This is a genomic window from Streptomyces sp. NPDC052910 (genome assembly GCF_055585605.1).
The window spans coordinates 29,697-53,652 of sequence record NZ_JBVJJR010000013.1 but is presented as its reverse complement, the minus strand read 5'-3'; the positions used below and the strand labels follow the sequence as shown (position 1 = coordinate 53,652).

The window sequence follows — 23,956 nt, the reverse complement described above, 5'->3', positions numbered from 1 at the left end:
GCCGCGTCCCGTAGTGCGCCGGCAGCTCTCCGCTGCCCGCCGGAAGTTAGGTTGAGCATTGATCCCGTTGTCCTTCGCGCAGCGCCGGCTGTGGTTCGTCCAGCAGATGGAGGGACGGTCGGCGACGTACAACATCCCCCTGGTGATGCGGCTCACCGGTGAGCTCGACGCCCGGGCGCTGGGTATGGCGGTCGCCGACGTCGTGGACCGGCACGAGAGCCTGCGGACGGTGTTCCCGGCCGTGGACGGCGTCCCCGGGCAGCGTGTCCTCGACGCGGCGGAGGCGGACTTCGGCTGGGAGGTCGTCGACGCGGCCGGCCGGCCGGCGGAGGCCCTGGACGACGCCGTGGGGAAGGTCGCGTGGTACGCGTTCGACCTCGCCGCCGAGGTCCCGTTCCGGGCCCGGCTCTTCCGGCGGGCGGCCGACGAGCACCTGCTCGTGTTCGTGATGCACCACATCGCGTCGGACGGTCTGTCGCTCGCGCCGTTCCTGCGGGACGTCGCGCTGGCGTACGAGGCGCGGCGCGCCGGCCGGGCCCCCGGCTGGGCGCCGCTGCCGCTCCGCTACACCGAGCACGCGCTGCGGCAGCACGAGGCGCTGGGCAGCGCGTCGGACCCGGACAGTGCGCTCGCCCGTCACCTGCGGTTCTGGGAGCGGACGCTCGGCGGCTACGAGGGCCGGCTGGAGCTGCCCACGGACCGGCCCTACCCGGCGGTGGCGGACCACCGGGGCGCCCGGATCACCGTCGAGTGGCCGGCGTCGCTGCAGGATCAGGTGCGGCGGGTGGCCCGGGAGCACCGGGCGACCGGCTTCATGGTGGTCTCGGCGGCGCTTTCGCTCCTGCTGTCGAAGCTCACCGGCAGTGCCGACGTCGCCTTCGGTGTGCCGACCACGGGCCGGCGCGAGGCCGATCTCGCCGATCTGGTGGGGTTCTTCGCCAACACGCTGGTGCTCCGCGCGGACGTCTCGGGGCAGGTGACCTGCGGCGAGCTGCTGCGGCAGGTGCGGGACCGGGTCCTGGACGCGTCGGCGCACCAGGACGCGCCGTTCGACGCGCTGGTCGACCTGGTCAACCCCGCCCGCTCGCAGGCACACCACCCGCTGGTCCAGGTGATGCTCGGGTGGCAGAACCACATCGACGCCGAGCTGGAGCTGCCGGGCGTCCGGGCCGAGCGCGTGCCCCTGGCGTCCCACGCGGCGCGGATGGACCTGACGTTCGCTCTGGGCGAGCGGTACACCGCCGAGGGCGAGCCGGCGGGCATCGGCGGTGTGGTCGAGTACCGCACGGACGTGTACGACGCGGCGACCGTCGAGGCGCTGGTGGTCCGACTGCGGCGGATCGTCGCCGCGATGGTCGCCGACATGGACCGGCCGGCCGTCTCGGTCGACGTGCTGGACGACGACGAGCGCGCCCGGCTCGACGGCCTGGGCCGGCGGGCGGTGCTCGCGGAGCCGACCGGCGGCGCGTCCGTCCCGGAGCTCTTCGCGGCCCGGGCGGCGCGGCGGCCGGACGCGGTGGCCCTGGTCTTCGAGGGGCGTTCGTGGACGTACCGCGAGCTGGACGAGGCGTCCACGCGCCTGGCGCGGCTGCTGGCGGGCCGGGGGGTGGGGGCGGGTGACGCCGTCGCCCTGCTGCTGCCGCGCTCCGCCGAGACGGTGGTGGCGGTCCTGGCGGTGCTGAAGCTGGGCGCGATGTACGTGCCGATCGACGTCAAGCACCCCGATGACCGGGTGGCGTTCGTCCTGGGCGACGCGGCTCCGGCGGCCGTGGTGACCACGGCCCGGTCGGCCGGCCGGCTCGACGGCTTCGACGTGCCGGTGGTGGACGTCCACGACCCCGGCCTGGCCGGTCAGCCGGTCACGGCCCTGCCCTTCCCCGACGCCCGCCGGATCGCCTACATCATCTACACCTCCGGTACCACCGGCGTCCCCAAGGGCGTCGCGATCTCCCAGGCGAGCGTCACCCGCCTCTTCACCTCGACGGCTCCGGGATTCGTGCCGTCGCCGGACCAGGTGTGGTCGCTGTTCCACTCGTACGCGTTCGACGTGTCGGTGTGGGAGATGTGGGGCGCACTGCTGCACGGCGGCCGGCTGGTCGTCGTCCCGGAGGACGTCGTCCAGTCCGCCACCGACCTCCAGGCGCTGCTCGTCGCCGAGAAGGTCTCGGTGCTGAGCCAGACGCCGTCGGCGTTCTACGCCCTGCAGGCGGCCGACCTGCGACGGGAGGACGGCGACCGGCTGGACGCGCTGGAAGCCGTGGTCTTCGCGGGCGAGGCGCTGGAGCCGGCGAAGCTGCGGACGTGGCTGGAGCGGCGCGAGAACCGGCCGCACATGATCAACATGTACGGCACGACGGAGACGACCGTCCACGCGTCGTTCCGCACCATCGTGGCCGCGGACCTGGAGGGCCACGTCAGTCCCGTGGGCGTGCCCCTCGCCGATCTGGCCTTCTTCGTGCTGGACGCGGGGCTGCGCCGGGTGCCGACGGGTGTGGTCGGCGAGCTGTACGTGGCCGGTCCCGGCGTCGGTCTCGGGTACCTGGGCCGTCCCGGGCTGACGGCGTCGCGGTTCGTGGCGTGCCCGTTCGGCCCGGCGGGTTCCCGGATGTACCGCACCGGCGACCTGGTGCGGTGGAACGCCGCGGGCGAGCTGGAGTACGTGGGGCGCTCGGACCAGCAGGTCAAGATCCGCGGCTTCCGGGTGGAGTTGGGCGAGGTCGAGGCCGCGCTGACGGCCGTCACCGGGGTGGAACGAACCGCGGTGCTGGCACGGGAGACCGACACCGGCAAGCAACTGGTGGCCTATGTGGTGCCCGCCGACCCGGCCGCGGGAGTGGACGGCACGGCGGTGCGTGGCGAGATGGCCGCGCACGTGCCGGAGTACATGGTGCCGGCGGTGGTGATGGTCGTCCCGGATCTGCCGCTGACGGTGAACGGGAAGCTGGACAAGCGGGCGCTGCCGGAGCCGGAGTTCACCGGCGGGGTGTACCGCGCGCCGTCCTCGCCGACCGAGGAAATCCTGGCCGGGGTCTTCGCCCGGGTGCTGGACCTGCCGCGCGTCGGGGTGGACGACTCGTTCTTCGACCTCGGCGGCAACTCCCTCTCCGCGATGCGGGTCGTGGCGGCCGTGCGCGAGTCCCTGGACCGCGAGGTCGGGGTGCGGGCGCTGTGGGAGGCGCCGACGGTGGCGGGGCTGGCCCGACTGCTGAACGGGTCCCCGGGGGCGGGCGCCGCCTGGGTCCCGGTGGTGCGTCCGGAGCGGCTGCCGTTGTCGTTCGCGCAGCGCCGGCTGTGGTTCCTCCACCAGGTGGAGGGTGCGTCCGCGACGTACAACATCCCGCTGGTGCTGCGGCTGACCGGTGCGCTGGACGTGCCGGCGCTGGGCGCCGCCTTCGCCGACGTCGTGGGCCGTCACGAGAGCCTGCGCACGGTGTTCCCCGCCGTGGACGGCGTGCCCGAGCAGCGGATCCTCGACGCGGCGGAGGCCGGCTTCGGCTGGGACGTCGTCGACGCCACCGCGTGGTCCGAGGACCGGCTGGCGGAAGCCGTCGCGGCCCGGGGCGGGCACCGCTTCGACCTGGCCGCGGATCTTCCGCTGTGCGCGACGCTCTTCGCCGTGTCGGCCGAGGAGCACCACCTGGTGCTGGTGGTGCACCACATCGCCGCCGACGGCTGGTCGCTGACCCCGCTGCTGCGCGATCTGTGGACCGCCTACGCGGCGCGCGCCGCCGGTACCGCCCCCGGCCTGCCGCCGCTGCCCGTCCAGTACGCCGACTACACCCTGTGGCAGCACGCGCTCCTGGGCGACGAGGCGGACCCGGGCAGTGTGCTCCGCCGGCAGGCGGCCTACTGGGAACGGGAGCTCGCGGAGCTGCCCGGCCGGCTGGAGCTTCCCACGGACCGGCCGTACCCGGCGGAGGCCGACCCGCGCGGCGGCCGGATCACCGTCGATCTGCCGGCCGCGTTCCACGAGCTGGTGCTGCGGGTCGCGCGGGAGCGCGGGGCGACGCCGTTCATGGTGATGTCGGCGGCGCTGTCCGTCCTGCTGTCCCGGCTGAGCGGCAGCACGGACGTCGCCTTCGGCGTCCCCACCGCGGGACGCGGACGCACCGAGTTCGACGACACGGTCGGCTTCTTCGTCAACACCCTCGTCCTGCGCACCCACATCGACGACAACGCCACCTTCACCGACCTCCTCACCCAGGTACGCGAACGCAGCCTCGACGCCTTCGCCCACCAGGACGTCCCCTTCGACGCCCTCGTCGACCGCCTCAACCCCGTCCGCACCCAAGCCCACCACCCACTGGTGCAGGTGTTGTTCGGCTGGCGGAGCGACACGGCGCCGGCCGTGCCGGTGCCGGGGCTGCGTGTGGAGACGGCGTCGGTGGACATCGGGGCCGCCCGGATGGACCTGGCGTTCAGCCTGGGCGAGCGGTTCACGGACGGCGGCCGGCCCGCGGGGATCGGCGGGGTCGTCGAGTACCGGGCCGACCTCTTCGACGCCGGGACCGTCGAGCGGATGGTGGCCCGCTGGCAGCGGCTGCTGACCGCGGTCGCGGCCGCACCGGACCGGCCGCTGGCCGGGTTCGAGGTGCTGGACGAGGACGAGCGCGAGCGGCTCGACGCCTTCGGCCGGCGGCCGGTGCTGTGGGAGCCGGCGTCCGCCGCGTCCGTGCCGGAGCTGTTCGCCGCGCAGGTCTCGCGGGCGCCGGACGCGGTGGCGGTGGTGTTCGAAGGCCGGTCGTGGACGTACCGGGAGGTGGACGAGGCGTCGTCCCGACTGGCGCGGCTGCTGGCCGGCCGCGGGGTGCGCGCCGGCGACGTGGTGGCGCTGCGGCTGCCCCGTTCCGAGCACACGGTGACGGCCGCGCTCGCGGTCCTCAAGCTCGGCGCGGCCTACCTGCCCGTCGATGTCAACACCCCGGACGAACGCGTGGCGTTCGTGCTGGAGGACGCCGCCCCGGCGGCCGTGGTCACCACCGCGGACTTCGCCGGCCGGCTCGACGGCGGCCTGCCGGCGGTCGTGGACGTCGAGGACCCGGAGCTCGCCCGGCGGTCCGCCGCGCCCCTCCCCCACCCCGACCCGGACCGGGTCGCCTACGTCATCTACACCTCGGGGACGACCGGTACGCCCAAGGGCGTCGCGGTCACACACCGCGGTGTCGCCGACCTGATCGCCACGCACCTCCGGCGGCTCGCCGAGGCCGGCGTACCCGAGGCCGCGGCGCGGCCGCACGAGCAGGTGTGGACCCTGTTCCACTCCTACGCGTTCGACTTCGCGGTGTGGGAGATGTGCGGTGCGCTCCTGCATGGCGGACGCCTGGTCGTCGTCCCCGAGGAGACCGTCCACGCGCCCTCCGACTTCCGTGACCTGATCGTCGCCGAGGGCGTCACGGTCCTCACCCAGACGCCGTCCGCGCTGGCCCGGCTGTCCCCGGAGGGGCTGTCGTCGGTCGCGGTCCTGCTGGTCGGCGGCGAGGCGTGCCCGCCCGCGCTGGTGGAGCGCTGGGCCCCCGGCCGGGCCATGATCAACGCCTACGGCCCGACCGAGTGCACGGTTTACGCGTCGATGAGCGCACCGCTGGTCCCCGGCGGGCCGGTGCCGATCGGCGGTGCCGGTTCGGGCACCGCGCTGTTCGTGCTCGACGGCGCGCTGCGCCGGGTGCCGGCCGGCGTCGTCGGCGAGCTGTACGTCGCCGGGCGTGGCCTGGCCCGCGGCTACCTGGGACGTCCCGGCCTGACGGCGTCGCGCTTCGTGGCCTGCCCGTTCGGCCCGGCGGGTACCCGTATGTACCGCACCGGCGACCTCGTCCGCTGGAACCACGACGGCGAACTGGAGTACCTCGGCCGCGCCGACGACCAGGTGAAGATCCGCGGGTACCGGGTCGAACTCGGCGAGATCGAGTCGGTGCTGCGCGCGGCTCCCGGCGTCGCGCAGGCCGTGGTCGTGGTCCGCGAGGACCCGCCCGGGCCCCGGCGGCTGGTCGGCTACGTCGTCCCCGACGGCGAGGGCGGGGACCGGCCTGACGGTGCCGGCCTGCGGCGCCTGGCGGCCGGGCGGCTGCCCGAATACATGGTGCCGGCGGCGGTCGTGGTGCTCGACGCGCTGCCCGTGACCGGCAACGGCAAGCTGGACAAGCGGGCCCTGCCGGCCCCCGTCTACGGGGACGCGGAGGGGTACCGGGCACCGGCCACGCCGGTCGAGGAGACCCTGGCCGGGATCTACGCACGCGTGCTGGGCGTGGCACGGGTCAGCGTCGACACCTCGTTCTTCGACCTGGGCGGCGACAGCATCTCGTCCATGCGGGTGGTGTCCCAGGCCCGGGAGGCCGGCCTGCGCCTCAAGCCCCGCGACATCCTGGTCGAGCGGACCGTGGAGCGCGTGGCCCGCGCCGTCCGGCTCTCCGCCCCGGACGCGCGGCACACCGGACCGGACGACGACCACGGCCCCCTCCCGGCGACGCCGATCATCCGCTGGCTGGGCTCCCTGCGGGCGCCGGCCGACGAGTTCAACCAGACCATGCTGTTCCAGGCGCCGCCGGAGACGGACCACGCGCACGTGGTCGCGCTGCTGCGGGCCCTGCTCGACCGGCACGCGGCGCTCCGGCTGCGCGCGGGTGACAGCGCCCACGGCGCGCTGGACGACCTGGTGATCCCGCCCCCGGGATCGGTGGACGCCGCGGACCTCGTCACCGTCGTCGAAGAACTCACCGACGCCTCGTTCGCCGACGCCCTGCGCCGACTGGACCCGCGTCGCGGTGTCATGGTGCGGGCCGTGTGGGAGGCGCCCGCCCGCAGGCTGCTGCTGGTCGTCCACCACCTCGCGGTCGACGCCGTCTCGTGGGGGATCATCCAGCGGGACCTCGCGACAAGCTGGCGTCACCTCGCCGAGGGGCGGGAGATCACGCCGGCCGCCGGCGGCACCTCGTTCCGGCGCTGGGCCATGACGCTGGCGGAGCACTCCGCTTCCCCCGAGGTCGCCGGACGGCTGCCGGCCTGGCAGCGCATCGAGTCGGCCGCCGCCCTGCTGCCCACGCCGCGTCCCGGGACCGACACCTGGCCGAGCGTGGAGCAGGCGTCCGTCTCGGTCGACGCCGCGCTGACGGACGTGCTGGTGACCCAGGCGACCGCGGCCCTGCGGGTCAACGTCGAGGAGCTGCTGCTCATCGCGCTCGGCACGGCCCTGGCCCAGCAGCACCGGCACTTCGGCGCGCCTTTCCGCATCGACGTGGAGGGCCACGGCCGCCATGAGGAGATCGGCGCCGGCACCGACCTGACCGACACCGTCGGGTGGTTCACCGTGAAGCACCCGGTCGCGCTGACCGCGCCGCCCCTGGACCGGGACACCGTCCTGGCGGGCGGCCCGGCCCTGGGCGCATGGCTCAAGGAGGCCAAGGAACAGCTCCGCGCCGTCCCCGACGGCATCACCTACGGTCTGCTGAAGTACCTCGGCGACGGCGCCGGCCTGCCCGGCGAGGACCCCGCGGTCGGCTTCAACTACCTCGGCCGCCGCAGCGCGCCGCCCAGCGGCGAAGGCGCCGGCGACTGGCGGATCCTGGGACCGCTCGAGTCCCCCGACGCCCGGCGCTTCGGCTCCCGGACGATGCTGCTGCCGCACACCGTGGACGTCAACGCGGTCGTGCTCGACGACGGCACGCGGCCCGAACTCCACGCGACGTGGAGCTGGGCCGGCACGCGGGTCGACCGCGCCTACGTCACCGAGCTGCAAGCGCGCTGGCGGGACGTCCTCACCGGGATCGCCGCGTACGTGACCGGCGGCGGCGGTGGTCTCACGCCGTCCGACGTGCTGCCGGCCGTGGTCACCCAGCGGCACATCGACCGGCTCGCCCGGATCGTGGAGCCCGCCGACATCCTCCCGCTGACCCCGCTGCAGACCGGGCTGCTCTTCCACCGCCGCAGCGACGGTACGGAGCCCGCCGAGCTGTACACCGTGCAGTTGGGCATCGCGATCGACGGCGCGCTGGACGTGCCGCGGCTGCGCGCGGCCGTGGACGCCGTGGTGGCCCGGCACCCCAACCTGGTGGCCCGCTTCGTCCCCGACGCGCTCGCCGACCCGGTACAGATCATTCCGCGGCGGCCCACCGTCCCGTGGACGCACGTCGGCCCCGACGACCGGGACGAGCGGGCGCTGCTCGACGCGGAACTGGCCGCCTGCGGCAGCCTGGAGGACGAGCCGCCGCTGCGCGTCCTGCTCCGCGAGCGGGGACCGGACCGGCACGAACTGGTACTGTCCGCGCACCACATCGTGGTGGACGGCTGGTCGATCCAGATCCTGCTCCGGGAGATCTTCGCGGTCTACCGCGGGGAGTCCCTGGCCCCCGCACCCGCCTTCCGCTCCTACGCCGAATGGCTGGCCGCCCAGGACACGGACGCGGCGCTGCGGCACTGGCGGCGGACGCTGGCCGGCCTGGAGGCGCCGACCCTGGTGGACCCGGCCGACCGGCCCGCCACCGGCGCCCGCGCGCTGCTGCGCGCCGACCTGCCGGCCGACGTGACCCGTGCCGTGGAGCGGCTGGCCCGGGAGCGGAACACGACCGTCAACATCGTGCTGCAAGCCGCCTGGGCCCGTCTGCTGGGCGTGCTGACCGGTGGCCGGGACGTGGTGTTCGGCACCACCGTCGCGGGCCGCCCCGCGGACCTGCCCGGCAGCGAGTCGGCCGTGGGCATGTTCGTCAACACCGTCCCCGTGCGGGCCCGGACCACCGCCGCGACGACCACGGACGAGCTGGTCGACACCCTGCGGGACGCCCACCACGACGGCCTGGACCACCAGTTCCCGGCGCTGGCCGACATCCAGCGCGCCGCCGGCCACCAGCGGCTGTTCGACACCGTCTTCGTGTACGAGAACTATCCGCTGGAGGCGTCCGGCGGCCGGCTCGGCACCGACGGGCTCGACGTCCGGATCGCCTCGAGCCGTGAGTTCACGCACTATCCGCTCGCCGTGCAGGCCTGGCCGGGCCACCGACTGAGGCTTCGCCTCGAGTACCGCACCGACGTCTTCGACGAGCGGTCCGCCCGGCGGATCCTGGCCTGGCTGGAGACGCTGGTGACCGCCATGGCGGCCGACCCCGGCCGGCCGCTCGCGTCGATCGACGTGCCGGACGGGGACGAGACGGCCCGGCTCGACGCGCTGGGCAACCGGCCCGTCCTGGCGGAGCCGGCCACCCCGGTGTCGATACCCGCGCTCTTCGCCGAGCAGGTGCGTCTGCGGCCGGACGCGGTGGCGGTGGTGTTCGAGGGCCGGTCGTGGACATACCGCGAAGTGGACGAGGCCTCGACGGCGCTGGCGCGGCTGCTGGCCGGCCGCGGGGTGCGCGCGGGAGACGTGGTGGCGCTGCTGCTGCCACGCTCGGAGCACACCGTGACGGCCGTGCTCGCGGTGCTGAAACTCGGCGCGGCCTACCTGCCCGTCGATGTCGACACCCCGGACGGACGCGTGGCGTTCGTGCTGGAGGACGCCGCCCCGGCGGCCGTGGTGACGACCTCCGCCCTGGCCGGCCGGCTGCGCGGGCACGACGCGGCCGTGGTGTGCGTCACCGACCCGGCGCCGGCCGGGCGGCCCGCCGACGACCTGCCGGCACCCGACCCGGACCGGATCGCCTACGTCCTCTACACCTCCGGCACCACCGGTACGCCCAAGGGCGTCGCCGTCACCCACGCCAACGTGACGCAGTTGTTCACCACGTCCACGCGGACGGCGGACCTGGCGCCCGGGCAGGTGTGGTCCCTCTTCCACTCCTACGTGTTCGACGTCTCCGTCTGGGAGATGTGGGGCGCGCTGCTGCACGGCGGACGCCTGGTCGTGGCCTCCGAGGACACCGTCCGCTCCGGCGACGACTTCCACGCCCTGCTGGCCGGGGAGGGCGTCACGGTCCTGACCCAGACGCCGTCCGCCCTGGGCCGGATGTCGCCCGAGGGACTGGACGCCGTGCGGACGATCTTCGTGGGCGGCGAGGCGTGCCCGCCCGACCTGGTGCGGCGCTGGGCCGCGGGCCGGGAGATGGTCAACGCCTACGGCCCGACCGAGTGCACGGTCTACGCCTCGATGAGCGCGCCCATGCGGCCCGGCCACGGTGCCCCCATCGGTTCCCCGGTGCCGGGTGACGCGCTGTTCGTGCTGGACGGCGCGCTGCGCCGGGTGCCGGTGGGCGTCGTCGGCGAGCTGTACGTCGCCGGGCGCGGAGTGGCGCGCGGCTACGTCGACCGTCCCGGGCTGACGGCGTCGCGGTTCGTGGCCTGCCCGTTCGGCCCGGCGGGGTCGCGGATGTACCGCACCGGCGACCTCGTCCGCTGGAACCACGACGGCGAACTGGAGTACCTCGGCCGCGCCGACGACCAGGTGAAGATCCGCGGCTTCCGCGTGGAGCCCGGCGAGGTCGAGGCCGCCCTGGCCGCCGTCCCCGGCGTCGGGCGCGCGGTGGTCACCGTCCGCCCCACCGACAGCGGCAAGCAGCTCGTGGGCTATGTGGTGCCCGCGGACGCGACCGCCGGCGTGGACGGCGCGGCGGTGCGCGCGGAGGTGGCCGTACGGCTGCCGGAGTACATGGTCCCGGCCGCGGTCGTGGTCCTGGACGAGCTGCCGCTGACCGTCAACGGCAAGCTGGACAAACGAGCCCTGCCGGAGCCGGAGTTCTCGGGCGGCGAGTACCGCGCGCCCTCCTCCCCCACCGAGGAGATCCTCGCGGCCGTCTTCGCCCGCGTGCTGGACGTCCCCCGGGTCGGCGTCGACGACTCCTTCTTCGACCTCGGCGGCAACTCCCTCTCCGCCATGCGGGTCACCGCGGCCGTCCGGGAGACCTTCGGCACCGAGATCGGCGTCCGCGCCCTGATGGACGCGCCGACGGTGGCGGGCCTGGCCCCTCTGGTGGGCCACCCGGCGGGCGACGGCCAGGCCTGGGTCCCGGTGGTGCGTCCGGAGCGGCTGCCGTTGTCGTTCGCGCAGCGCCGGCTGTGGTTCATCCACCAGTTGGAAGGCGCGTCGGCGACCTACAACATCCCGCTGGTGCTGCGCTTGGCCGGCCGGCTCGACGCCGGTGCGCTGGGCGCCGCCCTCGCCGACGTCGTGGGCCGTCACGAGAGCCTGCGCACGGTGTTCCCCGCCGTGGACGGCGTGCCCGAGCAGCGGATCCTCGACGCGGCGGAGGCCGACTTCGGCTGGGACGTCGTCGACGCCACCGCGTGGTCCGAGGACCGACTGGACGACGCGGTCGGCGCGGTCACCCGGCACGCCTTCGACCTGGCGGCCGAGATCCCGTTCCGTGCCCGGCTGTTCCGGGTGTCGGCCACCGAGCACCGGCTCGCCCTGGTGGTGCACCACATCGCGGCCGACGGCTCGTCGCTGGCACCACTGGTCCGCGACCTGTTCACGGCCTACCGGGCCCGCGAGGCCGGGGCGGAGCCCGCCTGGTCGCCGCTGCCGGTGCAGTACGCCGACTTCACGCTGTGGCAGCACGAGCTCCTCGGCGACGAGGCCGATCCGGACGGCCGGCTCGGCCTCCAGGCCGCCTACTGGGAGCGGGAACTCGACGGCTTCGAAGGGCTGCTGGAGCTGCCGACCGACCGTCCCTACCCGGCCGTCGCGGACCACCGGGGCGGCCAGGTCCTCGTGGAGTGGCCCGCGGACCTCCAGGAACTGGTGCGGCGCACGGCGCGGGAGTACGGCGCGACGCCGTTCATGGTGATGTCGGCGGCGCTGTCCGTCCTGCTGTCCCGGCTGAGCGGCAGCACGGACGTCGCCTTCGGCGTCCCCACCGCGGGACGCGGACGCACCGAGTTCGACGACACGGTCGGCTTCTTCGTCAACACCCTCGTCCTGCGCACCCACATCGACGACAACGCCACCTTCACCGACCTCCTCACCCAGGTACGCGAACGCAGCCTCGACGCCTTCGCCCACCAGGACGTCCCCTTCGACGCCCTCGTCGACCGCCTCAACCCCGTCCGCACCCAAGCCCACCACCCACTGATCCAGACGCTGTTCGCCTGGCAGAACGTCACCCTGCCCGACCTGTCCCTGCCCGGTCTGGAGATCTCCCCGCTGCGCGCGGACACCCTGACCGCCCGGATGGACCTGACCTTCAGCCTCCGCGAGCGGGTGGACGAGGCGGGGCACGCGGCGGGCATCGGCGGCGTGGTCGAGTACCGCACCGACGTCTACGACGCCGGGACCGTCGAACGCCTGGTGGCGCGCTGGCGGCGGCTGCTCGTGACCCTGATCGCGGAGCCGGGGCGGCCGGTGCTCTCCGTCGACCTGCTGGACGGGCGGGAGCGCGAGCGGCTGGACGTCCTGGGCCGCCGCTCGGTGCTGTTCGAGCCGGCGGACGACCCGTCGATTCCGGAGCTGTTCGCCGCGCAGGTGCGGTGCCGCCCCGACGACGCCGCCCTGACGTTCGAGGGCCGGACGTGGTCCTACCGTGAGCTGGACGAGGTCTCCGACGGGCTGGCCCACCTGCTGGCCGGCCGGGGCGTGCGGGCGGGCGTCCTCGTCGCGCTGCTCCTGCCGCGTTCCGCACACACGGTGATCGCGATCCTGGCGCTCCTGAAGCTGGGCGCCGCGTACCTGCCGATCGACGTACAACACCCGGACGAGCGAGTGAAGTTCGTGCTCGGGGACGCCGAGCCCGCCCTGGTCGTGACCACGGCCGGCCTCGCCCACCGCGTCGAGGCGTCCGGGCTGCCGGTGGTGGACGTCGAGGACCCGGAGGCGGCCGTCCGGCCCACCACCGCGCTGCCGCTGCCGGACGCCGGTCTGCTCGCCTACGTCACCTACACCTCCGGGACGACGGGCGTTCCCAAGGGCGTCGGCATCACGCACGCCAACGTGACCCAGATGTACGCCCCCGCGGAACGGTCCTTCGTACCCTCCCCCGACCAGGTGTGGTCGCTGTTCCACTCCTATGTGTTCGACGTGTCGGTGTGGGAGATGTGGGGTGCGCTGCTGCACGGCGGACGCCTGGTCGTCGTCCCCGAGCACGCCGTCCACTCCGCCGACGACTTCCACCGGCTGCTCGTCGCCGAGGGGGTCACCACGGTCAACCAGACGCCGTCGGCGCTGGAGATGCTCTCGCCGGAGGGGCTGGAGCGGGTGCGCACCGTCTTCGTGGGCGGCGAGGCGTGCTCCGCCGCGCTGGTCGAGCGGTGGGCCCCCGGCCGGTCGATGATCAACGGGTACGGGGAGACGGAGACCTTCTACGCCTCGATGAGCGGCCCCATGCGCCCCGGCGCGGGTGCCCCCATCGGTACGCCGGTGCCGGGTGACGCGCTGTTCGTGCTGGACACGGGCTTGCGCCGGGTGCCGGTGGGTGTCGTCGGCGAGCTGTACGTGGCCGGCCGCAGCGTCGGCCGGGGGTACGTCGACCGTCCCGGGCTGACGGCGTCGCGGTTCGTGGCCTGCCCGTTCGGCCCGGCGGGGTCGCGGATGTACCGCACCGGCGACCTCGTGCGCTGGAACCACGACGGTGAGCTCGAATACGTCGGCCGTTCGGACGATCAGGTGAAGATCCGCGGCTTCCGCGTGGAGCCCGGCGAGGTCGAGGCCGCCCTGGCCGCCGTCCCCGGCGTCGAGCGCGCGGTGGTCACCGTCCGCCCCACCGAGGCCGGCAAGCAGCTCGTGGGGTACGTGGTGCCCGAGGGGCCGGCGGCGCTCGACGGCGGCGCGGTCCGCGGCGAGGTGGCCGTCCGGTTGCCCGAGTACATGGTCCCGGCCGCGGTCGTGGTCCTGGACGAGCTGCCGCTGACCGTCAACGGCAAGCTGGACAAACGGGCCTTGCCGGAGCCGGAGTTCTCGGGCGGCGAGTACCGCGCGCCCTCCTCTCCCACCGAGGAGATCCTCGCGGCGATCTTCGCCCGCGTGCTGGACGTCCCCCGGGTCGGCGTCGACGACTCCTTCTTCGACCTCGGCGGCAACTCCCTCTCCGCCATGCGGGTGGTCGCGGCCGTCCGGGAGTCGTTCGACACCGAGATCGGCGTCCGCGCCCTGATGGAGGCGCCGACCGTCCGGGGACTCGGCCGGCAGCTCGCCGTCTGGTCCGCCGCGGACGAGATGCCGCAGGTCGTCACCCTGTGCCAGGGCACCGGGGACCCGCTCTTCTGCATCCATCCCGGCGGCGGCGTGGGCTGGGCCTACCGTGCCCTCGGCGGCATCGTGAAGCGCCCGGTCATCGCCATCCAGCAGACACCCGACGACAGCGAACGCCCGCGCACCGTACGGGAGATGGCGGAACACTACGCCGACCTCGTACGGTCGGTCCGCCCGACGGGCCCCTACGACCTGCTCGGCTGGTCCTTCGGCGGTGTCGTCGCCCACCAGGTGGCCACCGTGCTGGAAGGCAGGGGGGAGCGGGTGCGGCGGCTGGTGCTGCTGGACGCCGCCCTGGTGGAACCCGGCACGACGCGCGCACCGGACGAGGAATTCGACGAGACCGACGTCCTGCGGTACTTCTTCGCCAAGAACGCCGATCTGCCCACTCCGCCCGAGTCGCTCTCCCACGAGCGGCTGGCGGAATGGATCGAAGGCCAGTCGGCTCTAGGCGCCGCCGTTCCGCCGGCCTGGCTGATCGGCCACGTCGTCCGCAACCTCCGGTACAACTCGGAGCTCTGGCACGCCCACACACCGGACGTGTTCGGCGGAACCGCCGTCGTATTCCAGGCCGTCGGGAAGGAACTCGAACCCGGCTATTCGCGCGACTGGACGCGTCACGTCACCGGACCGGTCACCGAATACACGGTCCCCTGTGAGCACAACGACATTCTGAGCACGGACGCGCTGGCCGTCTACGGCGACCGGCTGCACGCGGAACTGGAAGGTGGCGACGGTGAGTAAGCCCGGCGAATTTCCCTATGAGGCCGGAATTCATCCGAAGGGATACACGTCCCGGCCGTGGACGATCAGGCAGTTGGCGGGGCTCGGCGACGGCCTGGACACCAACAAGCGCTTCCGCTACCTCCTCGACCGCGGCGAGACCGGGCTGTCCCTGGCCTTCGACCTGCCCACCCAGCTCGGTCTCGACCCGGACGACCCGACGGCCGTGGGTGAGGTCGGCCGCGCCGGCGTCTCCGTCGCGACCGCCGACGACCTGGCCGCCGTCTTCGACGGGATCCCGCTGGACCAGGTGTCGGTCTCGTTCACCATCAACGCGACCGCGCCCATGATCCTGGCCCTCTGGATCGTGGTCGCCGAGGAGTCGGGCGTCGATCCGGTGCTCCTGCGGGGCACGCTGCAGAACGAGATGCTCAAGGAGCACGCGGCCCGCAAGGCGTTCGTGTTCGACCTGGACGACAGCTTCCGCTTCTCCCTGGACGTCATCGAGTACTGCGTACGCCACCTGCCCAAGGTCAACCCGGTGTCGATCTCGGGCGGACACGCCCGTGAGGCGGGCGCGAACCGGGCCATGGAGGTGGCCCTCGGCATCGCCGACGCGGAGACGTACCTCCAGGGCATGCTGGACCGCGGTTTCACCACCGACGAGGTCGCGCCCCGGCTGAGCTTCATTTTCGGCACGCACATGGAGGTCCTCGCCGAGGCGGCGAAGTTCCGGGTGCTGCGCAGGATGTACGCCACGCGCATGGTGAGGCTGTTCGGCGCCACCGAGGAGAAGTCGACCCGGATGCGCATCCAGGTCAACACCTTCGGCTCCGCGCTGGCCGCCAGCGAGCCGCTCAACAACATCGCGCGTACCACCGTCCAGGCCATGGCGGCCGTTCTCGGCGGAGTGCAGTCGCTGCACGTCTGCGGTTTCGACGAGGCCGCGCAGACGCCGGGACAGTTGTCGGCCCGGGTGGCGCTGCGGGTCCAGCAGATCCTCCTGAAGGAGACCGACCTCGCCCGGCACGTCGACCCGCTCGGCGGCTCCGACGCGATCGCCCGCATCGCCGACGGGATCGAGGCGGAGGCGGCCGGCTGGCTGGACGACATCGCGGCCCGCGGCGGACTGCTGAACTGCCTGCGCAGCGGCTGGCTGGAGGAGCGGATCGACGACATGGCGTACGCCGGCGGCGGTCCGACGGTCGGCGTCGAGGACGCCGAGGAGTCCGAGGAGGAGGACTGGCTCACCGAGCGGCAACTGCGCTCCGGCGTCGTGCCGGGACGCCGCCGCCCCTTCCGGCGGGGCGACTGCGAGGCCGAGCTGCGCGCCCTGACCGAGGACGTCGCGGCGGGCCGCAACGTCATGGAGTCGATGATCGCGGCCGCGCGGGCCCGGGCCAGCATCGGCCAGATGCAGCGCGCCGTGGCGGCCGGACTCGGCGTCCGCTCACCCCAGGCCTGACGGCCGCCCATCCCGGTTTTCCCGAAAACCCGAGTCGATAGCGAAGAGACATGAACAAGCAGCAGTTGACCGACACCATCATCGCGTTCTGGGAGCGGGCCATCGGCGAGGACGGCCTCACTCCGGAGGACAACTTCTTCGACCTGGGTGCCGACTCCCTGGTAGCGGCGAAGATCCTCGCCCTGATCGAGCGCGAATTCGGACTGGAAGCGGAACTGCACCTGATATTCGACAACCCCACCATCGAGGAGTTCGTGGACGCCGTCGACGAGGCCCTGGCCGCGGCGGCACGACCGGGGGCCGGCGCATGACCGCGCCGGAGATGCTGTCGCTGTGGGGCGGCCCGGTGACGCCGGACTGTTTCCTCACGACGTTCGCCCGCCGCGTCGCCGACGACCCGCGACGCGAGGCGGTGGTCGACGCCGGCCGCTCGTACGACTACGCCGGGCTGGCCGCCTGGGCGCAGGCGGTGTCGGACGACCTGGCGGCCGCCGGGGTGCGCACCGGCGACCGGGTCGCCGTCGCGCTGCCGCGCGGCGCGGGTGCCGTCGCCGCACTGCTGGGGGTGATGCTGAGCGGCGCCGCGTATGTGCCGCTGGACCCCGAATACCCCGTCGAGCGGCTCCAGTTCATGATCGACGACTGTGCGCCGCGTGCCGTCATCGCCCCCGAGGACACCCCGGTCCGCTACGACGGACCGCTGGTGCGCCTCCGCCCCGCACCGGACGTCCACGAGCCGCCGGCCCCGCGCGCCGTCGCCTGCGAGCCCGGACTGCCGGTCTACGTGATCTACACCTCCGGATCGACCGGCTGGCCCAAGGGCGTGGCCCTCGGCCACCGGTGCGTCGACGCCATGGCCGACTGGCAGGCGTCCCACTCGCCCCGCCCCGACCTGCGCACCGCCCAGTTCGCCCCGCTGAACTTCGACGTGTCGTTCCAGGAGATCCTCGGCACGCTCTGCGGCGGCGGCACGGTGGTGATCATGCCGGAGGAGCTGCGGCGGGAACCGGCCCGACTGCTGCGCTGGCTGGCCGAACAGCGGGTCGAGCGGCTGTTCGTGCCGTTCGTCGCCCTGCAGATGCTGGCGGTGACGGCACGGCCGGAGGCCCTGGCGGCGCTGCGCCTGGTCGAGGTGAACACCGCGGGCGAGCAGGTCGTCTGCTCGGAGGACATCCGCGCGATGTTCGCCGCCCTGCCCGGCTGCCGGCTGGTGAACCACTACGGCCAGAGCGAGTCCGCCATGGTCACCTCGCACATCCTGGGTCCGGACCCCGCGACGTGGCCGCACCTGCCGCCCATCGGCGTACCCCTGCCCGGGTGCGAGCTGCTCGTCGACCCGGAGGACCCGGAGACGCCGCACATCGGCGAACTCCTGGTGACCGGTCACCCGTTGTCCGAGGGGTACCTGGGGCGGCCGGAGCTGACGGCCGAGCGCTACGTCACCATCCCGCGCTCACCGGCCGGCCACACCCGGGCCTTCCGCACCGGTGACCTCGTGGAGCTCACCGACGAGGGGGTGCGCTTCCTGTCGCGCCTGGACAGCCAGACGAAGATCCGCGGCATCCGGGTGGACCTGCTGGAGGTCGACGCGCGGCTGCTGGCCGACCCCGACATCGCCGCCGCCGCGACGGCCCTGGTGACGACCCGGGCCGGCCACACCAGCCTGCGCGCCGCGGTCGTCCTCCGGGAGGGCTGCGCCGGACCGGTCGAGGCGGCGGCGCTGGCGCGGCTGCGCGCGGTGCTGCCGGAGGTCGCGGTGCCCGTCTCGGTGACGGAACTGCCCGAACTGCCGCGCACGCCCAGCGGGAAGATCGACCGGGAGGCCGTCGTCAAGCTGATCACGGAGGACCTCGGCAGGCGCCGGCGCGAGCGGGGCGGGCGCGCATGACGACCGTCCTGCACGACCGGCTCGCCGACGCGGGCCAGTACGCCCTGTGGGCGGAAGCCACGATCGACCCGTCCATCAGCGGCGGCGGCTATTTCGCGGTGACCTTCCACGGCCCGGTCGACGAGCGCCACCTGCGTGCCGCCGCGCTGGCGGTGCTGCGCCGGCACGAGCCGCTGCGGTCCGTGCTGCGCCTGATGGACGGGCGGCTGCGCCAGTGCGTCCTGCGGGCCGAGGACGCCCGCTCCTTCGCGCGTGCCGACCTGCCCTGTGCGGAGGGCGCCGAGCGGGCGGCCGTCCGGGCCTGGCGCGAGGCACCCGAACGGCACGGTCACTGGGACCTGGCAACCGAGGCGCCCCTCCGCTTCCGGCTCCTCACGCACGCCCCCGACCGCTGCTCGCTCGTCTTCGAGGCCCATCACGCCGGGTTCGACGGGCGCAGCAAGTTCCTGGTGGCCCGCGACTTCTCGCGGTACCTGGCGGACGCCAGGGCGGGCCGGCCGGTGGACCCCGCGCCGCTGGCCGCTCCCGAGACGCCCGTGGCGCCCGCCGAGGTGACCGAGGAGGCGATCGCGTTCTGGCGTACGGCCGTCGACCGGGCCGAGCCGGTGGCGCTGCCCGAAGGCGGCCGCCTGGGGCAGCGGACGATCACCTCCTCGCCGGCCGTCGAACTGGACCCGGGCGCGGTCACCACCCTGCGCACGATGGCCCAGGCGCTGAAGGTGAGCACGTTCACCGTGCTCCTGGCGGCGCTGACGCGACAGTTGGCGGTCTACGGGAACAGCACCCCGCTGCTGGCCCTGGCCTCCGACGTCAGCGACGAGCACACCCGCGGGGTCGCCGGCCTACAGATCAACGTCGTCCCCGTGGCGCCGGAGATCGCCCGGGGGGCGTCGGCCGAGGAGTCCGTGGCCACCGCGCGCCGGGCCCTCGCGCACCTGGCGCGCTACCGTCGCGTGCCGTTCGTCGACCTGGTCGCCGGCGTGCCCGGCAAGCCGCTGGCCCGGCTCGGCACCGAGCTCGGGCTGTCCTTCCCCCGGCCGCCGGCCGGGCTGGACCTGGAGGTTCCGGGGCTGCGGACGGCGTGGGACTTCTTCACGCCGAACACCAACGCCACGCTGGCCAGGACGCTGCAGATCCGGGCGGACTGGCCGCGCTGCCGGGTCCGTCTCGACTACCGCCGGGACCTCATGGGAGCGGCGGAGGCGGAACAGCTCCTGACCGACTTCCGCACCGCCGTCTCGGACCTCGCCGCGGGGCGCACGGCGTCCTCGGTCCGCCCGGCGCGCGCCGACCGGCCGGCACCGGCCGCCGACGGTACGCCGTACCGCTGCGCCGGCGTCCGCGTCGGCACCGTACGCGACGACGACGCCCCCCATCCGCCGCGGCTGGCACCCACGGCGGGCGTCTCGTTCACCGCGCACGCTCCGACGGGCGAACCGCTGCCGCGTTCGGTCACGGGCACGCTCCGCGTCCGGCTGCCCGACGGCCGCGAACTGCCCACCGGCGACTGCGGATACGTGACCGCCGACGGCGAGGTGCGGCTCCTGGGCCCGCGCGACGGCCGGTGGATCCGCACCCGCGGCCTGGTCGACGCCTTCACCGTCGCCCGCGTCGCCCGCACCCACCCCTGGGTCCGGGAGGCGGACGTACGGCTGGAGAAGGGCAGGACCGAGACCGCGGTGCTCACCGTGACCGGCACCGGCCCGGACGCCCCGACCACCCGCGAGTTCCGCGCCCACCTGCGCACCCTGCTGCACGGCGGCGAGCTGCCCGGGCGCATCAGAATCCGTCCCTCCGACACCCCCACCGAAGAAGGATGACCATGGACGAGCTTTCCTCAGCAGTGATCGCGGGCGCCGCCCCCGAGGTACTGGAGCGCCTTCCCGTGCCGAGCGAGTACAACGCGGCGTACCTGCGCGCCGAGGACGTCGGCATGTTCGCCGGCGTGGCCGACAAGGACGTCCGCAAGTCGATCCACCTCGGCCGGGTCCCGATGCCGGAACTGGCCCCCGACGAGGTGCTGATCGCCGTCATGGCCGCGGCGATGAACTACAACACCATCTGGTCCGCGACGTTCGAGCCGCTCCCCACCTTCAGCTTCCTGCGCCACTACGCCAAGCAGGGCGGCTGGGCGGCCCGGCACGACCGGCCTTACCACGTGCTGGGCTCGGACGCCGCGGGAGTGATCGTGCGCGTCGGCGACGGCGTGCGCAACTGGAAGGTCGGCGACCACGTCGCCGTCGGCACGGCCCACGTCGACGACCAGGAGCCACTCACCCACCACGACGGCATGATGGGCGAGGAGCAGCGGGCCTGGGGCTTCGAGACCAACTTCGGCGGGCTCGCCGACTACGCGGTCGTCCGGGCCAGCCAGTTGCTGCCCAAGGCGGCCCACCTGACGTGGGAGGAGGCGGCCAGCAACCCGCTGTGCGCCGGTACGGCCTACCGCATGCTCGTCAGCGAGCGCGGCGCCAACATGCGCCAGGGCGACGTGGTGCTCATCTGGGGCGCGGCGGGCGGCCTGGGCGGGTACGCCGTGCAGTTCGTCCGCAACGGCGGCGGCATCCCGGTCGGCATCGTCAGCTCGGACGAGAAGGCGGCGATCGCCCGCAAGCTCGGCTGCGAACTGGTCATCGACCGGCGGGAGATCGGGGAGATCTCCGACGATCCGGACGCCACCGTGGCGACCGGCAAACGCCTCGGGAAGATCATCAGGCGGGAGGTCGGCGAGGACCCGAACATCGTCTTCGAGCACGTGGGCCGCAAGACCTTCGGCATCTCGGTCTTCGTCGCCCGGCGCGGCGGCACCATCGTGACCTGCGGGTCCAGCACGGGGTACCGGCACACCTTCGACAACCGCTACCTGTGGATGCGGATGAAGAAGATCGTCGGCAGCCACGGGGCGAACCTGTACGAGCAGTGGCAGGCCAACCGCCTCATCCAGCGCGGCCGGGTGTTGCCGATGCTGTCCGAGGTGCATCCCTTCTCCGAGACGGGCGAGGCCGCACGCGTGATCCAGTTGAACGAGCACCTCGGCAAGGTCGGCGTGCTCTGCCTGGCGCCGTCGCCCGGCCTCGGGGTCACCGACGCCACGCTGCGCTCGCGGATCGGCGAGGACCGGGTCGCCCCGCTGATGGCGGCATGACGGCCCCGGGCGCGCACCCGGGCGCGGGAAAGCCGGGAGAACACGTGCGGCGCGTCCGCGTGGTGGTCGCCAAGCCGGGGCTGGACGGCCACGACCGGGGCGCCAAGGTGGTGGCGCGGGCCCTGCGCGACGCCGGCATGGAGGTCGTCTACACCGGACTGCGCCAGACGCCCGAGCAGATCGTGCGCACCGCTCTGGAGGAGGGTGTCGACGCCGTCGGTCTCTCCCTGCTGTCCGGTGCCCACATGGAGCTGGTGCCGCGCGTGCTGAAGCTGCTCGCCGAGCACGACGCGGCGGAGATACCGGTCTTCTGCGGCGGCGTCATCCCGCCGGAGGACGCCCGCCTGCTCGTCGGGATGGGCGTGCTGCGGGTCTTCACCTCGCGGGACACCCTCCCGGAGATCATCGAATGGGCGCACTCCGCCCTGCGCCCCCTCGAGGTGGTGGCATGACCGGGAACGGAACGCCACTGCGCGAGACCCTGGCCTCCGCGCGGGGTGGTGACATCCGGGCACTGGCCCGGCTGTTGGCCCTCGCGGAGAACCACGGCGTCACGGAGGACGACCTCGCCGCGCTCGGAACACCCGAGCGCACGGGCGCGGCGGGCACGGCCGCCGCGGTCATCGGCCTGACCGGCCCGCCGGGCGTCGGCAAGTCGACCCTCGTCTCCTGTCTGACCGCCGAGTACCGGCGGCAGGGGAAGCGGGTGGCGGTGCTCTGCTTCGACCCGTCGTCGCCGCTGACCGGGGGCGCCCTCCTCGGCGACCGCATCCGGATGCAGGAACACGTCGGCGATCCCGGGGTGTTCATCCGCTCGGTGTCCAGCCGGGGCCACCTCGGGGGGCTCTCGGCCACCGCGCGGCCGATGATCGCGGCCCTGGCCGCGGCCGGGTTCGACGTCGTCCTGATCGAGACGGTCGGGGCCGGGCAGTCGGAGGTCGAGATCGCGTCGGTCGCGGACCGGACGATCGTCGTGCTCGCGCCCGGAGCGGGCGACGGCATCCAGATGGCCAAGGCAGGTGTACTGGAGATCGCCGACCTCTACGTGGTGAACAAGGCGGACCAGGACGGGGTCCACACGATGGTCCGCGAACTCCGGTCGATGGTGGCCCTGGGCACCCGCGAGATCCCCGTGGTGACGACGGTCGCGGGCCGGGGCGAAGGGGCCGCGGAGGTCGTCGCGGCCCTGTCCGCCGGAGGCCCGGCGACGGCCACGCCGGAGTGTACGTCGGGTTGACGAACCGTCATCAACCGCTTTGCAAAGAGTGATACTTTGGAAAGCGTTCGGTCAGGCGAGCGGCAGCCGGCCGGGACGACGCTCCCGGCCGGTTCACGCCCATGTGAAAGGCACGGAAACCCATGGCTGTTCGGTCCGGTGACACGTCGCAGGACGTCCGCGTACGCGTACAGGGAGAACCGGTGGACTCCTTCCCGGAGTTCGCTCCCGAGGTCGAGCGGGGCGCGGTGCACCGCATAACCGTCGTCGGAGAGGACGTGCTGCACCGTCGGTGCCGACCGGTCACCGAGTTCGGTACGCCCGAGCTCTCGCGGCTGATCGACGACATGTTCGCCACGAACCAGGTGGCGGAGGGCGCGGGGCTCGCCGCCAACCAGATCGGCGTGGACCTCCAGTTGTTCGTGTGGGACATCATGGACGAGTGGGGGGTGCGCCACGTCGGGCACATCGCCAACCCGGTGCTGGACGAGCTGCCGGCCGAGGAGCGGGTCCTCATCGAGGAGTCCGAGGGGTGCCTGTCCGTTCCCGGCCCCTACCGGGTGGTGCCGCGTCCCGACCGTGCCGTGGTGCGGGGCCTGGACAAGGACGGCAACCCCCTGGTCATCGAGGGCCGGGGCTACTTCGCCCGGTGCCTCCAGCACGAGACGGACCACCTGCACGGCCACCTCTACCTGGACCGGCTGTCCAAGCGGGAGCGGAAGTCGGCCCTCCGTGAGATGGAGGAGTCCAAGGAGAAGATGTTCGCCCGGCGGGCCAGGATGGCGGAGAAGCTGGGGAAGTAGCCCGCGCGACGGCGCCGGCCGCGAGAACGGGCCGCCGTGCCCGCGCCCGTACGCGGGTGCGGGCACGGCGGCCCGCCGTGTGCGCCGGGCCGGTCCGGCGCACCGGCCCCGAGTGCCGGTGTGATCGCGGGCACGTTGCGGGCCGGCGGGGCGTGCGCTGCACTGAGGGCATGCTGACGCGAATCGATCACATCGGGATCGCCTGTTCCGACCTCGAGGAAAGCGTGGAGTTCTACCGCGCCACCTACGGCTTCGAGGTGTTCCACACCGAGGTCAACGAGGAACAGGGCATCCGCGAGGCGATGCTCCGGATCAACGGGACCTCCGACGGCGGCGCGTCCTTCCTCCAGTTGCTGGAGCCGACCCGGGAGGACTCGGTGATCGGCAAGTGGCTGGCGAAGAACGGCGAGGGGGTGCACCACATCGCGTTCGGCACGGCGGACGTGGACGCGGCCGCCGGGGCCGCCCGGGACAAGGGGGTGCGGGTGCTCTTCGACGAGCCGCGACAGGGGTCGATGGGGTCCCGGGTCACCTTCCTGCACCCGAAGGACTGCCACGGCGTGCTGACCGAATTCGTCACCGCCGCCCCGCCGGACGCGGCCGCCCACTGACCTCCCA

8 protein-coding genes and 2 pseudogenes are annotated in these 23,956 nt (G+C 73.7%); all 10 read left to right on the top strand.

Annotated elements, in window-relative coordinates; translation table 11 throughout:
- Positions 1-61: 61 nt before the first annotated feature.
- A pseudogene (locus ACZ6X9_RS31085) lies at positions 62-14,842 on the top strand (non-ribosomal peptide synthetase); the annotation flags it as partial.
- On the top strand, positions 14,835-16,286 hold the full coding sequence (locus ACZ6X9_RS31080; protein ID WP_469781361.1) for a methylmalonyl-CoA mutase family protein: 1,452 nt from the start codon (positions 14,835-14,837) through the stop codon (positions 16,284-16,286). The pseudogene ACZ6X9_RS31085 and the gene ACZ6X9_RS31080, both read left to right, overlap by 8 nt.
- A gap of 50 nt (positions 16,287-16,336) precedes the next feature.
- Positions 16,337-16,597: an acyl carrier protein gene (locus ACZ6X9_RS31075; protein WP_469781360.1), complete on the top strand. Its 261-nt coding sequence runs from the start codon at positions 16,337-16,339 to the stop codon at positions 16,595-16,597.
- The gene (locus ACZ6X9_RS31070) at positions 16,594-18,174 is read left to right on the top strand and encodes an AMP-binding protein (protein ID WP_469781359.1); all 1,581 of its coding nucleotides are present in this window, start codon (positions 16,594-16,596) and stop codon (positions 18,172-18,174) included. The genes ACZ6X9_RS31075 and ACZ6X9_RS31070 overlap by 4 nt, the downstream gene beginning before the upstream one ends.
- Positions 18,171-19,994, top strand: coding sequence for a condensation domain-containing protein (locus tag ACZ6X9_RS31065; protein ID WP_469781358.1), 1,824 nt, complete (start codon positions 18,171-18,173; stop codon positions 19,992-19,994). Before ACZ6X9_RS31070 ends, ACZ6X9_RS31065 begins: the two co-directional genes overlap by 4 nt.
- A 2-nt stretch (positions 19,995-19,996) precedes the next feature.
- Complete coding sequence (gene ccrA / locus ACZ6X9_RS31060; RefSeq protein WP_469781357.1) at positions 19,997-21,319, top strand: crotonyl-CoA carboxylase/reductase; 1,323 nt, start codon at positions 19,997-19,999, stop codon at positions 21,317-21,319.
- Positions 21,316-21,771 (top strand): cobalamin B12-binding domain-containing protein, encoded by a 456-nt coding sequence (locus ACZ6X9_RS31055; protein WP_469781356.1) that lies wholly within the window; start codon positions 21,316-21,318, stop codon positions 21,769-21,771. The genes ccrA and ACZ6X9_RS31055 overlap by 4 nt, the downstream gene beginning before the upstream one ends.
- A pseudogene (gene meaB, locus ACZ6X9_RS31050) lies at positions 21,768-22,508 on the top strand (methylmalonyl Co-A mutase-associated GTPase MeaB); the annotation flags it as partial. The gene ACZ6X9_RS31055 and the pseudogene meaB, both read left to right, overlap by 4 nt.
- A gap of 170 nt (positions 22,509-22,678) precedes the next feature.
- Positions 22,679-23,338: a peptide deformylase gene (gene def / locus ACZ6X9_RS31045; protein ID WP_469781355.1), complete on the top strand. Its 660-nt coding sequence runs from the start codon at positions 22,679-22,681 to the stop codon at positions 23,336-23,338.
- A gap of 170 nt (positions 23,339-23,508) precedes the next feature.
- Positions 23,509-23,949, top strand: a complete 441-nt coding sequence (mce, locus tag ACZ6X9_RS31040) for a methylmalonyl-CoA epimerase (RefSeq protein ID WP_469781354.1) — start codon at positions 23,509-23,511, stop codon at positions 23,947-23,949.
- Positions 23,950-23,956 lie beyond the last annotated feature (7 nt).